The sequence below is a fragment of the Bradyrhizobium sp. CCBAU 11434 genome (assembly GCF_028128895.1).
GTDB lineage: Bacteria > Pseudomonadota > Alphaproteobacteria > Rhizobiales > Xanthobacteraceae > Bradyrhizobium > Bradyrhizobium zhengyangense.
The window spans coordinates 165,549-180,658 of record NZ_LBJX01000103.1 but is presented as its reverse complement, the minus strand read 5'-3'; the positions used below and the strand labels follow the sequence as shown (position 1 = coordinate 180,658).

The window sequence follows — 15,110 nt, the reverse complement described above, 5'->3', positions numbered from 1 at the left end:
GCGCGAAAGGGCGCCATTTGAGGAGATTGGGTGCCCCGCGAGGGGCCAAAGGTCAAGTCATTCAGGTCACCTGCGGGTCGTTTGCAGGCCATTTGGCCTCAGGTCATTTGGTCCCAAGCCATTTCTTGGCGGCGGCCTCCGCCTTGGCGCGGTCGTCTGCAGGCAGGTCGGACAGCTCCTTGTCGAGCTCCGGATCGCCCTTGCCTGATGTTTTGGCCACCAGGTGCCATTTGAAACCCTCGATCTTGTCCACGGGCGCGCCCATGCCGTTGATCAGCACCCAGGCCAGGCGGTTCTGCGCGATCGCGCTGCCCTGGCGGGAGGCCTTGCGCAGCAACGCCACGGCCGCGGGCTGGTTCTTCGGCGTGCCGGTGCCGTTGAACATGGCGATGGCGTATTCGACCTCGGCATCGACATTGTCGGCGAGCGAAGCCGCCTGCAGCAGCCGCACCGATCGTTCGGGATCTTTCGGCACCCCGGTCCCTTCCTTGTAGAAGGTCGCAAGCGCGTATTGCGCCTCGGGCAGACCGGCATCGGCCGCCTGGCGGAGCAGTTCGGCGGAGCGTTTGACGTCCTGCGGCAGGGTCTGTCCGTCCAGATAAAGCAGAGCGAGATTGTAGGCCGCCTTGGGTTCGCCGAGCTTGGCGGCTGAGGCCATCAGCTTGACCGCCTCGCCCTTGTCGACGGGGCCGCCGCGGCCGGCCATGCGCAGCATGGCCAGCGCAAACATCGCCTCGCGGTCGCCGGCATCGGAGGCGCGCTTGTACCACTCGACCGCCTTGGCGTAGTCGCGCCTGATGCCCATGGCGTTGGAATAGAGCTCGCCCAGCATGGTCATGGCCTTGGCGTCGCCGGTCTGGGCGCGCGCGCTGGCGAGGTCGAAGGCGGTCTTGTACTGGCCGCGCTGATAGGCGCCGAACACCAGGTCGACATTGGAATTGTCGGTCGCCGGCGCCGGGATCACGGTTGCCGGCAGCGTCGGGCTCGGCGAGGCCGACGGCTTTGGCGCCGGCTCCTTCTTCTTGGCGATCGTGTGCGGCGCGACCTTTGGTTTCTCCTTCGTCGATTCCTTGGCCTTCTGCTTGTCGGGCGGAGGGCTCGGGATCGTGGCCGGCGGCGTGATCTGGAGCTGCGCGGCCGCAGGCGCCGCCAGCAGCAGCGTGGCCAGGAGGGTGATGCGCGGGAGCGTCATGTCGGCTGCTAGCTCTCGCCCACGGCGGCAGCCGTGAAGGCCTTCTTGATCGCGGCGTCGGCCTCGATCAGCGCGGCCTTGGGCCCGCGCGGGTCGGCCCAGATGAAATCGCCGACCAGCACGAAATCGGCGCCGCTGGCGGCGAAGTCGTAGGCCTCTTCGATCGAGGTGGCGAAGCCGACACAGGGCGGCTCGAACAGCTCGGCCCACCAGTCCAGCCGCTCGGCGATCGCCTGGGCCTGGGGACGCTGGCCTTTCGCGTCAGGCTCGCCGAACAGCACGTAATCCGCGCCCATCTCGCCCGCGTTCATGGATTCGTGGCGCGTTTCGAGCCCGCCGACGCCGGCGATGCGATCCGGTTTCAGCGACGGCATGGCATCTTCCAGCGCCGCGATATTTGAAAGATGCGCACCATCGGCGCCGCCGCGCGCGACGATTTCAGGATGGCCGTCGACGAGCAGGGCCGCGCCGGCGTTCTGCACGACCGGCGCCAGCGCCTTGATCCGCGAGATCATGGTGCGCTGGTCGGTCTCCTTCAGCCGCACCAGCACGGCCGCGACATCGGCGGCTGCGAGCAGATCAGGCAATGCCGCGAGGAGCGAAGCGGGATCATCGACGTCTGGCGTCGCGAGATAGAGACGCGGCGCCGGGCGCGGCGGAGGCGATTTGTTCGACAAGATCTAGGCTGCCTTCTTTTCCAGGCTGCTTTGCCATTCGCCTTTGGAGGCGAGGCCGTTCATGCGGGCGCGATGACTGAATGCGTTTTGCCCGGCCGTAACATTCTCGGGCCTGCCCGACCAGGCCTTCTGTGGCGCGGCTTGCAGCGCGCGGCCGTAGGAGAAGGTCAGGCCCCAGGGCAGCGGGCCAAGCTTGTGCATGGCGTTGAGATGCGCGGTCGCCTCCTCGTCCGACTGGCCACCGGAGAGGAAGGCGATGCCTGGCACGGCCGCGGGCACGCAGGCTTTCAGCAGGCGGATCGTCTTCTCCGCGACTTCCTCGACGGAGGCCTGCTTTGGGCATTTCTTGCCTGAGATCGCCATGTTCGGCTTCAGCACCATGCCTTCGAGCGCGACGCGCTGCACCCGCAATTCCTGGAACGTCTTGTTGAGCACGCGGCTCGTGACCTCATAGCATCGGTCGATGTCGTGATCGCCGTCCATCAGCACCTCCGGCTCGACGATCGGCACGATCTGCGCGGCCTGGCACAGCGCGGCGTAGCGCGCCAGCGCATGGGCATTGACGCTGATCGCGGTCATCGAAGGAATCCCGCTGCCGATATCGATCACCGCGCGCCATTTGGCGAAGCGCGCGCCGCGCTCGTAATATTTCTTCAGCCGCTCGGCGAGCTTGTCGAGGCCGACGGTGATTGTTTCACCCGGGCACATCGGTAAGCCTTGCGTGCCCTCGTCGACCTTGATGCCGGGAATGGCGCCGCTCTGCTCGATCAATTTCACCAGCGGCGTGCCGTCCTTGGCATCCTGCCAGATCGTCTCGTCATAGAGGATCACGCCGGAGATGTACTGGCTCATGGCCTCCTTGGAGCGGAACAGCATCTCGCGATAGTCGCGGCGGTTGCCTTCCGTCGATTCCACGCCGATCGCGTCGAACCGCTTCTTGATGGTGCCGGAGGATTCGTCGGCGGCAAGGATGCCCTTGCCTGATACGACCATGGCGGTCGCAACCCTGTTGAGCTCAGTCAGATTCATCGAGAGGTCCTCCCAAAACGATTCTGCCCTTGCCTGTGAAAATAGACGGTTCTCGGGCAATTGCCGAGTTAACGTTGGTCGCAGGGTAAAAGGGGGGGACATCGGTCATTCCGGGGCGCGCCCCTTGGCGCGAGCCGGAATCCATTGATCCGCGTCGACGGTGGCACCATGGATTCCGGGCTCGCCGCTTTGCGGCGCCCCGGAATGACGGGAGTGGGTGCCTGCGGAGCGGTCTTACGCCACCCACGCGATCGCTTACGCGACGCGGGGATCCAGCTCGCCCTTGGCGTAGCGCTTGGCCATGTCGGCGGGGGTCAGGATCTTCTTGAACTTGGAGGCCTGGCCTGCGGTGTTGAACTCCTGCAGCCGCTGCTTGCACAGCTTGGTCATGGCTTCCATCGCCGGCTTCAGATATTTGCGCGGATCGAACTCTTCCGGGTTGTCCTTGAGCACTTTCCGGATCTGGCCGGTCATGGCCATGCGGTTGTCGGTGTCGATGTTGATCTTGCGCACGCCGTTCTTGATGCCGCGCTGGATCTCGGCGACCGGCACGCCCCAGGTCGGCTTCATCTTGCCGCCATAGGCGTTGATGATGTCCTGCAGGTCCTGCGGCACCGAGGAGGAACCGTGCATGACCAGATGCGTGTTCGGCAGCTTGCGGTGGATCTCCTCGATCACGTTCATGGCGAGGATGTCGCCGTCGGGCTTGCGGGTGAACTTGTAGGCACCGTGCGAGGTGCCCATGGCGATCGCGAGCGCGTCGACCTTGGTCTCCTGCACGAACTTCACGGCCTCGTCCGGATTGGTCAGCAGCTGGTCGTGGGAGAGCTTGCCCTCGGCGCCGTGGCCGTCTTCCTTGTCGCCCATGCCTGTCTCGAGCGAGCCGAGCACCCCTAACTCGCCCTCAACCGAGATGCCGCCGAGATGGGCCATGTCGGTCACGGTCTTGGTGACGCCGACATTGTAGGTCCAGTCGCCGGGGGTCTTGCCGTCGGCCTTGAGCGAGCCGTCCATCATCACCGAGGTGAAGCCGGCCTGGATCGCGGTCATGCAGGTCGCGGCCTCGTTGCCGTGGTCGAGATGCACGCAGACCGGGATGTGCGGATAGATCTCGGTCACCGCGTCCATCATGTGCTTGAGCATGACGTCGTTGGCGTAGGAACGCGCGCCGCGCGAGGCCTGGATGATGACGGGCGCGTCGACCTGGTTGGCTGCGTCCATGATCGCCAGCGCCTGCTCCATGTTGTTGATGTTGAAGGCCGGTACGCCGTAATCGTTCTCAGCCGCATGGTCGAGCAATTGACGCAACGTGATCCGAGCCATCTGTTTTTCTCTCCGTTTGGGCCTTGAGGGCCGCTTGTTTCCTGCCGTTTGATTACTTGCTGCCAAGTTACTTGGTGCGAAGCACTTCGACGCCGGGCAGGGGCTTGCCTTCCATCCATTCAAGAAACGCGCCGCCGGCGGTCGAGACATAGGTGAATTGACCGGCCACGTGGGCCTGGTTGAGCGCCGCAACCGTGTCGCCGCCGCCCGCGATCGAGATCAGCTTTTTCGCCTTCGTTCGTTCGGCCGCGTGCTTGGCGGCCGCGACGGTGCCGCGGTCGAACGGCTGCATCTCGAAGGCCCCGAGCGGTCCGTTCCAGACCAGCGTGGCGGCATCGTCGATCGCGGCCTGGACGCGCACGATCGATTGCGGGCCGACGTCGAGGATCATGCCGTCGGCCGGGATCGCGTCGAGCCCGTAAGCATGCGAGGGCGCGTTCGCCGCGAAATGATAGGCGACGGTGGCGTCGACCGGGAGGATGATGGCGCAGTTGGCGGCTTCCGCCTTCTCCATGATGCGCAGCGCGGTGGCTGCGAGATCCTTCTCGGCCAGCGACTTGCCGACGCCGACGCCCTGGGCGTGCAGGAAAGTGTTGGCCATGCCGCCGCCGATCACCAGCGCATCGACCTTGGTGACGAGGTTTTCCAGCAGGTCGATCTTGGTCGAGACCTTGGCGCCGCCGATGATGGCGATGACGGGCTTGGTCGGCGAGCCCAGCGCCTTCTCCAGCGCGTCGAGCTCGGCCTGCATGGTGCGGCCGGCATAGGCCGGCAGCTTGTGGCCGAGGCCTTCGGTCGAGGCGTGAGCGCGGTGCGCCGCCGAGAAGGCGTCGCTGACCCAGATGTCGCCGAGCTTTGCCAGCTCCGCGACGAAGGCCGGATCGTTCTTCTCTTCCTCTTTGTGAAAGCGGGTGTTTTCCAGACAGAGGATGTCGCCGTCCTTCAACGCCGCAACCGCCTTGGCCGCGGGTTCGCCGATGCAGTCGTCGGCGAAGCCGACCGGCTTGTTCACGACCTTCGACAGCGCTTCCGCAACCGGCTTGAGCGACTCCTTGGGGTCGCGGCCCTTCGGCCGGCCGAAATGCGCGAGCAGGATGACCTTGCCGCCCTTGTCGGCGATTTCATTGATGGTCGGCGCGACGCGCTCGAGCCGGGTCGCGTCGGTGACGCGGCCATTGTCCATGGGCACGTTGAGATCGACGCGCAGCAGCACGCGCTTGCCCTTCACGTCGACGTCGTCGAGGGTGCGGAATTTGTTGGTCATGGGATGTCTCACCACTTGGATTGTCATTCCGGGGCGCGCGTAGCGCGAACCCGGAATCTCGAGATTCCGGGTCTGGTCCTTCGGACCATCCCGGAATGACGAAATCGCTGCGGAGTTAGATCACCTTGCTCATCGCAACGGCGGTGTCGGCCATGCGGTTCGAGAAGCCCCACTCGTTGTCGTACCAGGACATCACGCGCACCAGCGTGCCGTTCTGCACCTTGGTCTGGTCCTCGTGGAAGGTCGAGGAATGCGGGTCGTGGTTGAAGTCGATCGAGACGTTCGGCGCGCTGGTGTAGCCGAGCACGCCCTTGAGCTGCTGCTCGCTGGCGCGCTTCATCGCCGCGTTGATTTCCTTGGCGTCGGTGGCGCGCTTGGCGACGATCTTGAGGTCGACGACCGAGACGTTCGGGGTCGGCACGCGGATCGCGACGCCATCGAGCTTACCCTTCAGCTCGGGCAGCACGAGGCCGATCGCTTTCGCAGCACCGGTCGAGGTCGGGATCATCGACATCGCCGCCGCGCGGCCGCGATAGAGATCCTTGTGCAGCGTGTCCAACGTCGGCTGGTCGCCGGTATAGGCGTGGATCGTGGTCATGAAGCCGGTCTCGATGCCGACGAGATCGTTCAGCACCTTGGCGACCGGCGCGAGGCAGTTGGTGGTGCAGCTGCCGTTGGAGACGACCAGATGATCCCTGGTCAGCGTCTCGTGGTTGACGCCGAAGACGATGGTGGCGTCGGCGCCATCAGCGGGTGCGGAGACCAGCACGCGCTTGGCGCCGGCGGCGAGATGCGCGGAGGCCTTGTCCTTGGAGGTGAAGATGCCGGTGCATTCCAGCGCGATGTCGACGCCGAGATCCTTCCAGGGCAGCTTCGAGGGATCGCGCTCGGCGGTCACCTTGATCTTGCCGCTGCCGAGATTGATCGAGTCACCATCGACGGTCACCGTGCCGGGGAAGCGGCCATGAACGCTGTCATAGCGGAGGAGATGAGCATTGGTTTCGACCGGGCCGAGATCGTTGATGCCGACGACCTCGATGTCCTTGCGGCCGGACTCGGCGATAGCCCGCAGGACGTTGCGGCCGATGCGACCAAAACCGTTAATTCCAACGCGGACTGCCATGTTTCGTCTCCTTATGACCGTTCAGTGACGGCTGTTCAATGACCCCATCATCCCGCACAACGCGCTTTGCGCGCCTGCGAGGGTTTTTTAGAGGCGGACGCCCGGTTCGGCCGGGCGGTGCTTGATCATATGGGACCTTACGTAGTCCTTTTTTTTGGCAAGCTCAACTCTCAGGAAACGCGCTTCAGCACAGCGTTAACTGCGGCCTCGGCGGTAATACCGAAGTGCTTGTAAAGGTCCTTCGCCGGTGCGCTCGCGCCGAACGAATGCATGCCCACGAATTCGCCATCCTGGCCGATCACGGCATCCCAGCCCCAGCGCACCGCGGCCTCGATTGCGACCTTGACCGGCGCGTTGCCGATGATGGCGGCGCGCTTGGCCTCTGGTTGCGCTAACAACAGTTCGAGCGAGGGCACCGAGACCACACGCGACGGGATGCCGCGCTCGGCGAGCTGCTTCTGGGCGGCCACCGCGATCTCGACCTCGGAGCCGGAGGCGAACAGCGTCGCCTTGGCTTCGCCCTGGGCGGCGACCAGCTCGTAGGCGCCGGCCTCGCAGGGACTTTCGTTCGGCGCAGTGGTGCGGAGCTGCGGCAGGTTCTGCCGCGTCAGTGCCAGCACGGTCGGACCGTCCACGCGATTCAGCGCAAGCTCCCAGCACTCGGCGACCTCGATGGCATCGCAGGGACGGAACACGCGCATGTTGGGGATGGCGCGCAGCGCGGCGAGATGCTCGACCGGCTGATGGGTCGGGCCGTCTTCGCCGAGGCCGATGGAGTCGTGCGTCATCACGTAGACGACGCCGGTGCCCATCAGCGCGGCGAGGCGCATCGCGGGCCGTGCGTAGTCGGTGAACACCAGGAAGGTTGCGCCGTTCGGCGCGAAGCCGCCGTGCAGGAAGATGCCGTTCATCGCGGCACACATGCCGTGCTCGCGGATGCCGTAATGGATGAAGCGGCCCTTCGGCGTCTTCGCCGAGAAGGCGGTTGCCGACTTCGCCTTGTTGTTGTTGGAGCCGGTCAGGTCGGCGGAGCCTGCGAGGAATTCCATCGGCATCGCGCCGGCGATCACTTCGATCACCGCTTCCGACGACTTGCGGGTCGCCGCATTCATCGGCTTCTCCAGCAGCTCCTTCTTGTAGGCGCGCACGGCTTTGGCGAGCGAAGCAGGACGCTCGTGGCGCAGGCGGCGCTCGAACTCGGCGCGCTTGCGGCTGCCGAGCTCGCCGAGCCGTGCCTCCCATTCCTGCCGAGCCGTGGCGCCGCGGCTGCCTGCCGCGCGCCAGGCTTTCAGCACGTCATCGGGCACGGAGAACGGCTCGAGCGAGATGCCGAGATTTTCCTTGGCGGCCTTCAGCTCGTCGGCGCCGAGCGCTTCGCCATGCGCCTTCGCCGTGCCGGCCTTGTGCGGCGCGCCGAAGCCGATGGTGGTGCGGCAGGCGATCAGCGTCGGCTTGTTGGATTTCTGCGCGCGGGTGATCGCAGCTGCAATCGCGGCCTGGTCATGGCCGTCGATCTTCTCGGCGGCCCAGCCGCACGCCTTGAAGCGCTTCACCTGGTCGACCGAGTCGGCGATCGAGGTCGGGCCGTCGATCGAGATGCCGTTATCGTCGTAGAGCACGATCAGCTTGCCGAGCTTCCAGTGGCCGGCCATCGCGATCGCTTCCTGCGACACGCCTTCCATCAGGTCGCCGTCGGAGGCGAGCACATAGGTGTGGTGGTCGACGATCTTCTTGCCGAACTCGGCGGCGAGCATCTTCTCGGCGAGCGCCATGCCGACCGCGGTCGAGATGCCCTGACCGAGCGGACCGGTGGTGGTCTCGATGCCCTTGGTGTGGAAGTTCTCGGGATGACCCGGGGTCAGTGAGCCGAGCTGGCGGAAGTTCTTCAGCTGATCCAGCGTCATCGCGGCGTTGCCCGTGAGGTACAGCAGCGAATAGAGCAGCATCGAGCCGTGGCCGGCCGAGAGCACGAAGCGGTCGCGGTCGGGCCAGTCGACGGCTGCCGCATCGAATTTCAGGAACTGCGTGAACAGCACCGTGGCGATGTCGGCGGCGCCCATCGGCAGGCCGGGATGGCCCGATTTCGCTTTCTCGACAGCGTCCATCGAGAGGCCGCGGATCGCGTTGGCCATGCGGTTGTGGTCGACCTGCGTCATGTCTGAAATCCGTCTGAAATGAGGCGCTTGGCGGCAGTTCGCCCGCGCGGAAAGGAGCCTTTCGGCCGCTGGGGTTGCGGCTGGGATAGCATCTCGGTTCCGGGAGTCCAAGGTGGTCAAACGTCTGTTTGGCGGTAAACGCTGCTTAGCGGTGCATAGTTTCGCGGCGGCGTTGCGATTCGCTAGCTTGCCACGTAAATTTCTGCTTCTAACCGCTTGCCGAACCGAGTCTTTTGCCGGCCGGCAAGTCCCTGAGGTAAAGGCCACGGGCAAGGCCCACAGGTTCCGCCGCTGACTGCATGAACGATCGCGTATCCAAAAGCTCTGCCATGACGGAGTCCTCCGCCGTCGAGATCGAGATCGCGACCCGCAGACTCACGGCGGCGCTCGACGCGCTCGAAAGCGCGGTCGAGCGGCGGCGCGATGCCGATCGCGACGAGAACGAGCTTGCGACGCGAATCCAGGCGCTGGGCGCGGACCGCTCGCGCCTTGCCGACGAGCTCGATGGTGCGCTTGTGAAGGCGCGCAAGCTCGAGCGCACCAATCGCGAAATCTCCGACCGGCTGGATTCCGCGATCGTCACGATACGCTCGGTGCTCGATACCGGAGAGGACGGATGAGCCACATCAACGTCACCATCAATGCCCGGCAATACCGCATGGCCTGCGAGGAAGGCCAGGAGGTGCGGCTGCTCAAGCTCGCCGAAAGCCTGGAGACGCGGATCCAGTCGTTGCGCGGAAAGTTCGGCGAGATCGGCGATGCGCGCCTCACCGTGATGGCGGCGCTGACCGTCTGCGACGAGCTGGTCGATGCCGGCAACCGCATCCGCACCATGGAGCAGGAGCTGGTCGAGCTCCGGGATTTCCGCAACGCCGCCGTCGAGCGCGCCAGATTGACCCAGACCGCCGTGGTGAATGCGCTGAACTCGGCAGCCGAACGCATCGAGAAGTCGACCCAGGTGCTGAACCGGACCGTTGGCAACGGGATTGCGATCGGGTGAGAGTTGTTAGAGCGAAGGGGCGCGAGCCGGCAAAGGTGCCCACCTCTCCCGGAGGGAGAGGTCGGATCGCATCGTAGATGCGATCCGGGTGAGGGCCTACGGTCCTTCTGAGTGCCGCGGCCCCTCACCCGGATTGCACTGGACGATGCTTCGCATCGCCAGGCGCAATCCGACCTCTCCCCGCTGGGGAGAGGTGGGCACCGAGCCCCGTTCACCGGGCTGGCGATTCGTCAGTATCGTTGTTACATTGCGCGAGCGAGGCTGCGACGCGCGTCCGGAGCCATATATCCCCGGGGCCTTATCGATCCTTTAGGGAACTGTCCCTGGCCGGGCCCGTGGGCCCGGACATATGGTGCCCACCTACTTTCGTAGGGAACTCCGGGATCGAGTGCTTCAACGGCGTTTGCGGCTTCGCACTTTTGTTTGCTTGCAATGCGTTCTTGTCGACTAGCTGTCCACGACAAACCGGCAGTGTCATGCCCCGGCTTGACCGGGGCATCCAGTACGCCGCGGCGTCGATGTTTCATCACTGGCGTCTCTGGAATACTGGATCGCCCGCATCCGCGGGCGATGACGGCGGAGCAAGGCTTCGCATTCGGAGCAAGCGCACATGACCAACACCAAATCCGAACTCCGCGCCAAAGCCCTCGCGGCGCGCGACGCGTTGAGCGAGAAGAAGCGCACCGCCGCCGCCGCAAAGCTCGCCAAGCGCGGGCTGCCGTTCAAGCTGCTGCCTGGCAGCATCGTCTCCGGCTATTCGCCGATCCGCAGCGAGATCGACCCCCTGCCGCTGCTGAAGAAGCTCGCCGAGGACGGCGCCAGGCTGGCGCTGCCTTGCGTCACCGCGCGCGGCCAGTCGCTGGTCTTCCGCATCTTCCATCCGAACGACCGGCTGATGATGGGCCCGCTCGGCATTCCCGAGCCCTCGCCCGCCGCCGCCGAGGTCATCCCCGACATCATGCTGACGCCGCTCGCCGCCTTCGATCGTCTTGGCCATCGCATCGGCTATGGCGCGGGACATTACGATTTCACCTTCGCGCATTTGCGGAAGACCAAGAACATCGTCGGCATCGGGCTCGCTTTTGCCGCGCAGGAGATCAAGGCGGTTCCGGCACTGGCCCACGACGTCGCGCTGGATTATGTGCTAACGGAATCCGACGTGTTCGATTTCCGGAGTTCTGAAGTTGCGCATTCTGTTCGTGGGTGATGTCGTCGGCCGTAGCGGCCGTAACGCCATCGCCGAATATCTGCCCGGCATGGTCAAGGACTGGTCGCTCGATTTCGTCGTCGTCAACGGCGAGAATTCCGCCGGCGGTTTCGGCATCACGGAGGCGATCTATCAGGAGTTTCTCGACGCCGGTGCCGACGCGGTGACCTTGGGCAATCACTCCTGGGACCAGCGCGAGGCCCTGGTGTTCATCGAGCGCGCCGAGCGCCTGGTGCGTCCGGCGAACTATCCGCGCGGCACGCCCGGCCGTGGCGCCGCCCTGGTCGAGACCAAGAACGGCAAGCATGCGCTCGTCGTCAACGCGCTGGGGCGCGTCTTCATGACCCCGTTCGACGATCCCTTCGCCGCGCTCGAGCGCGAGCTGGGCGCCTGTCCGCTCGGTGTTGCGGCCGATGCCATCGTCGTCGATTTCCATTGCGAGGCGTCCAGCGAGAAGCAGGGCATCGGCTTCTTCTGCGACGGCCGCGCCAGCCTCGTCGTCGGCACCCACACGCATGTGCCGACCGCCGACCACCAGATCCTGTCAGGCGGCACCGCCTACATGACCGACGCCGGCATGACCGGCGATTACGATTCCATCATCGGCATGCAGAAAGAAGAGCCGCTGCGGCGCTTCACGTCGGGAATTCCGTCCGGCCGTTTCGAGCCGGCCGCGGGCGTGGCGACGCTCAGCGGCGTCGCGGTCGAAACGGATGACGCGACGGGGCTCGCGCTGCGCATCGCACCGGTGCGTGTGGGCGGAAGGCTGGAGCCGGCGACGCCGAAATTCTGGTTGAGCTGAATTCTTCCGGAGAGCCGCGGTGCCAAGGATTGCCGTCATCCTGCTGTTGCTGCTGCTCTCGAATGATGCGCTCGCTCAGGTCCTGAGCAAGCCACGGCCTGCGACGCGCGGGGCCGTGTCTCCTGCCGATATCACAGAACGGTTGGAGAGGTCCGCCAATGAGACCGCTCGATTGGTGCCGAGGGCAGCGCGGGGCTCGGCCATCGATTTCGCCTGGCCGATGACCGCCGAGGAATACACCGCTACGGCAAAGCATGTGCTCGTGCTCGTGAGTGTCGTGACACAGGATGCTGCAGAACTTCCTCTTCGTCGCGTCCACATCAGGGCCGGCGGCAAGGATATCGAGCTGATGCACCTGAGCCATCAGTCCGTTGACGTCGCAAAGGGCTCCAGGACTTTTTCGGTGCTCGGTGCCTATCGCGAAGACGGCTTCTATTTGGCACCGGCCAACGCAATGATGGCGGAGGGCTACCTGCAAGCCGATTTTGCCAAGAGTCGAAGCGATTTCAACCTGTACAAATTGCCAAGCACAGCACCGGATTTCATCCGGTCAGACAAAAATCCCGAGCCTTCGCCCGACAGCAAGCCGGACCTGCAGGCCGTGAGGGCGATGATGATGCGGGAGTACAAGGGCTTCAAGGCACCGACGTTCGATCGAGCAATGTTGCCGCTCGGACGTTCTGGTTGAGCTAGCTCGCGCAGCATAATGCGCCGCCACCTCCTTGGAGAAAAATGATATATTTGACTGAATAGACAGCTCAGCGATAGCGTCTCAGCACGCTGTGCGACCGAGTGGGCTTGGCTTTAGCCTTGCGCTTGGCGGCTTTCTTGGTCGCCTTTTTCTTTGTCTTATGAGGCTGCGGTTTCGTGCTCAGAAACGCCTGAACGACCTTCCGAAACGCGGGGCTTTTTTCAGATCGATCTTTGCCATGTCAAAGCCTAGAGGAATATGTGCGTTCTGCGGTCAACCAGGTGATCTGACCAAAAGTCACGTCTGGCCGGAATGGGCAGAAGCCATTTTACCGACAACAGCGACTCATCATCAGCAGATTATTGGCGAGTTCCAAACTTTCAAGCCGACCGCGAAAGGTCCTGCATACTTTCAAAAGATCAAACAGGGTCATGTTGGCACGAGAAAGCCGCGTAACACTTGCAGCGCTTGCAACAGTGAGTGGATGCGCCTAATCGAAGAGAACACGATGCCATTTCTGGATTCGCTGGTTCTTGCGAAGCCGTATTCGCTCAGCATCGCTGAACAGCAAATGCTTGCCGCGCTGCTATGCCTCGTTGCAATGAGGCTGGAGATATCTTGGAGAGATGGGCCAAAGGCCATTCCCCAAAGCGACCGTGATTGGCTACGGGAGAATCCTGAGCCTCCCGCGAATTGGAAAATTTGGATTGCCAGACATGTTGGGGCGACCGGGATAGATCAGCAGCACACGCCGATGCAGATAGCCTCATCGCCGGATGTCTCGATAGGTGCCGAATACTGCAACACGCAGGTTACTTCTTTGGTCGTCGGTCAGTTTTACGCGCACCTTTTCAGCTCTACCACTTGGAATAACTTCCCGGGCTACAAAGGAATCGATCTGATCGAGTTGTGGCCCCTCAAATACCGGACGATCGATGTCCAAAACCTTCCTGTCATTTTTGCGGAAGAGGTGATCCCGTTCCACGAGACCATCCCAAGAACGATTAAGCACATCGCGAGCTAGAATGTCGCGCGCACGCGTCCCTTCGCCGATCACCTCATGTTTTCGCGAGACCAGCTCGCAGCGGACGCGCAACGCGAGCACCTCACACTAGTGACAGCGGAAAAGACCTCGCGCGCCTGCGCGGCACTGAAGGCGTGCCCGATGGCATCGTGCCTTTCGCCGTCCAGCTCGAATTCGACGATCCGGCCAGGCTCAGGCAGCTGGTCACTGACCATCTCTAGAAGGCAAGGGAGAGATAATTCAGCAGGCAGTAATGTGTCAGTTGGCAAAATATGCCAAGTCAAGGGAGCCAGTGCCAGCGCGTTTGAGAGACTTGACACCCTCAATACACATGACATCTTAAAAGCAATACTGAATATCACGTGCAATTTTTACGCGATAGTTTTTTGCAGCTGAGGCGAGGAGGAAGATTCCCGTGGGGGCGATCTCTCTACTAAAGACGCTCGGACCGCGATTGCTTGCCAGCGTTCTCGTGTTCCTACTATTTTTCAATCCAGTTTCTACAGGCGTTGAGCTTCTCTACCGCTGGCTTAGCTCACTTGCGGTAAATTTGCTTCTCGGGCCATACCCCGATTCAGTGTCCACCATTGACGGGATGGTTGTGGTGCGCCGCTACAATTCGCTCTCGTCGGCGATCGAAAGTGTGATCCTTGTATTTGTCGTCCTTGGCGTAGGATCGATTTTGATCTCGGCGGGATGGTGGCTTTACTCTCTCGGCGCCAACCTAGCCCGCGCGCTAGGTTTTCGGAATCCGGTCGCCGTAGACGTGGCGCAACAAGATAGAGTCGAAGCTCCAAGCCAAAACACCAACTTCAGAACGATCGGGCCAGAGAGAGAACCTGATTCAGCGCGTGTCATTTACCAGCGGGAAAAGCCTCTGCTGGGCATTCAATATGCTCGTGTTCGCTTAGAAAGCCACGTTGTAAGTCTAAGGAATGCTTCGATCGTCAATCTATTTGCCGGGATGTGTGTAGCAGTTGTGGGGATCGCGGTCCTCTACACCGTATTCATTGACATCGAAAAATTTGGAGCGCTGACTGAGAAGAAGATAGATCCTTTTGATTTTTTGATTTTTAGCCTCTTGCCCCGAATTTCGGCGACCTTGTTTATCCAGATATTCGCTTATTTCTTTCTCTTGATGTATCGCTCGAATCTTGCCGATGTCAGGTATTTTCAAAATGAGATGTCCAATCTCGACCTGTTTGGTACGGGCGTTTCTATGGCGCTGAATGAAGATGTTTCGCCTATTCAGAAGAGCGTAATCTCGTCGCTGCTCAAGATGGAACGAAATCGAGTAATGAACAAGAATCAGAAAGTAATCACCCCGTTGGAGGATGCTGAGGCTCATCTTAAGCTCGTCGCGACCCTTAACCAGCTTACGACGAAGCTGAAGGACGCTGCCGCGAAACCCGAAAGGGGCTAATTCATCGCTCATTTGCGGCTCTTTTTCCAGGTAAGGAAGGTGCGGGCCTACTTGCTTAAGTTGTCTGCGGCTTTGTCAGCTGGACGATACGTGAGACGCTTGCCCTCGATACCCAAGAGAGCGTTTGTCGCACGTTCTCCATCGGTCACGCCAAGCTTGGCGCGGTGGTTGTAGCGAAAGCCCTCCAGGGAAGGGTAAG

At 62.7% G+C, this 15,110-nt stretch carries 14 protein-coding genes, 1 other RNA gene and 1 pseudogene; 8 read left to right on the top strand and 8 right to left on the bottom strand.

All coding sequences use genetic code 11. The annotated features are described in order from the left end of the window. Positions 1-103: 103 nt before the first annotated feature. From XI06_RS40955 to tkt, 7 genes are all read right to left on the bottom strand, one after another. A complete protein-coding gene (locus XI06_RS40955) occupies positions 104-1,192 on the bottom strand; it encodes a tetratricopeptide repeat protein (protein WP_237863037.1) in 1,089 nt (362 codons plus the stop codon). Between the two features lie 8 nt (positions 1,193-1,200). Next, positions 1,201-1,869, bottom strand: coding sequence for a thiamine phosphate synthase (locus XI06_RS40950; RefSeq protein ID WP_237863036.1), 669 nt, complete (start codon positions 1,867-1,869; stop codon positions 1,201-1,203). Positions 1,870-1,872: 3 nt separating this feature from the next. Further along, positions 1,873-2,898, bottom strand: coding sequence for a class I fructose-bisphosphate aldolase (locus XI06_RS40945; RefSeq protein WP_237871609.1), 1,026 nt, complete (start codon positions 2,896-2,898; stop codon positions 1,873-1,875). A gap of 255 nt (positions 2,899-3,153) precedes the next feature. Further along, the gene (gene fba / locus XI06_RS40940; RefSeq protein WP_128949805.1) at positions 3,154-4,221 is read right to left on the bottom strand and encodes a class II fructose-bisphosphate aldolase; all 1,068 of its coding nucleotides are present in this window, start codon (positions 4,219-4,221) and stop codon (positions 3,154-3,156) included. A gap of 67 nt (positions 4,222-4,288) precedes the next feature. Next, complete coding sequence (locus tag XI06_RS40935; RefSeq protein ID WP_237863034.1) at positions 4,289-5,485, bottom strand: phosphoglycerate kinase; 1,197 nt, start codon at positions 5,483-5,485, stop codon at positions 4,289-4,291. Positions 5,486-5,600: 115 nt separating this feature from the next. Further along, on the bottom strand, positions 5,601-6,608 hold the full coding sequence (gene gap, locus XI06_RS40930) for a type I glyceraldehyde-3-phosphate dehydrogenase (RefSeq protein ID WP_237863033.1): 1,008 nt from the start codon (positions 6,606-6,608) through the stop codon (positions 5,601-5,603). Positions 6,609-6,778: 170 nt separating this feature from the next. Further along, positions 6,779-8,764, bottom strand: coding sequence for a transketolase (tkt, locus tag XI06_RS40925; protein ID WP_271607877.1), 1,986 nt, complete (start codon positions 8,762-8,764; stop codon positions 6,779-6,781). A gap of 329 nt (positions 8,765-9,093) precedes the next feature. Between tkt and XI06_RS40920 the strand changes: the two genes are divergently transcribed. The 8 genes from XI06_RS40920 to XI06_RS40885 all read left to right on the top strand — a co-directional run bounded on the left by XI06_RS40920 (position 9,094) and on the right by XI06_RS40885 (position 14,911). Beyond that, positions 9,094-9,384 carry a DUF4164 domain-containing protein gene (locus XI06_RS40920; RefSeq protein ID WP_084292232.1) on the top strand — a complete coding sequence of 97 codons (291 nt, stop codon included), beginning with the start codon at positions 9,094-9,096 and terminating at the stop codon, positions 9,382-9,384. Beyond that, on the top strand, positions 9,381-9,764 hold the full coding sequence (locus tag XI06_RS40915; protein WP_128949809.1) for a cell division protein ZapA: 384 nt from the start codon (positions 9,381-9,383) through the stop codon (positions 9,762-9,764). Before XI06_RS40920 ends, XI06_RS40915 begins: the two co-directional genes overlap by 4 nt. Before the next feature lie 255 nt (positions 9,765-10,019). After that, positions 10,020-10,180: non-coding RNA, 6S RNA (gene ssrS / locus XI06_RS40910), on the top strand. 194 nt (positions 10,181-10,374) lie between these two features. Continuing rightward, positions 10,375-10,971 carry a 5-formyltetrahydrofolate cyclo-ligase gene (locus XI06_RS40905; protein WP_271607876.1) on the top strand — a complete coding sequence of 199 codons (597 nt, stop codon included), beginning with the start codon at positions 10,375-10,377 and terminating at the stop codon, positions 10,969-10,971. Continuing rightward, entirely contained in the window at positions 10,949-11,773 is an 825-nt protein-coding gene (locus XI06_RS40900) for a TIGR00282 family metallophosphoesterase (RefSeq protein ID WP_271607875.1), read from the top strand. Before XI06_RS40905 ends, XI06_RS40900 begins: the two co-directional genes overlap by 23 nt. A 19-nt stretch (positions 11,774-11,792) precedes the next feature. Next, positions 11,793-12,461: a hypothetical protein gene (locus XI06_RS40895; RefSeq protein WP_271607874.1), complete on the top strand. Its 669-nt coding sequence runs from the start codon at positions 11,793-11,795 to the stop codon at positions 12,459-12,461. A 241-nt stretch (positions 12,462-12,702) separates the two neighbouring features. Continuing rightward, positions 12,703-13,488 (top strand): hypothetical protein, encoded by a 786-nt coding sequence (locus XI06_RS40890; RefSeq protein WP_271607873.1) that lies wholly within the window; start codon positions 12,703-12,705, stop codon positions 13,486-13,488. Between the two features lie 415 nt (positions 13,489-13,903). After that, entirely contained in the window at positions 13,904-14,911 is a 1,008-nt protein-coding gene (locus tag XI06_RS40885; protein ID WP_271607872.1) for a hypothetical protein, read from the top strand. A 47-nt stretch (positions 14,912-14,958) separates the two neighbouring features. Here the strand turns inward: XI06_RS40885 and XI06_RS40880 are convergent. Beyond that, a pseudogene (locus XI06_RS40880) lies at positions 14,959-15,090 on the bottom strand (IS1595 family transposase); the annotation flags it as partial. Positions 15,091-15,110 lie beyond the last annotated feature (20 nt).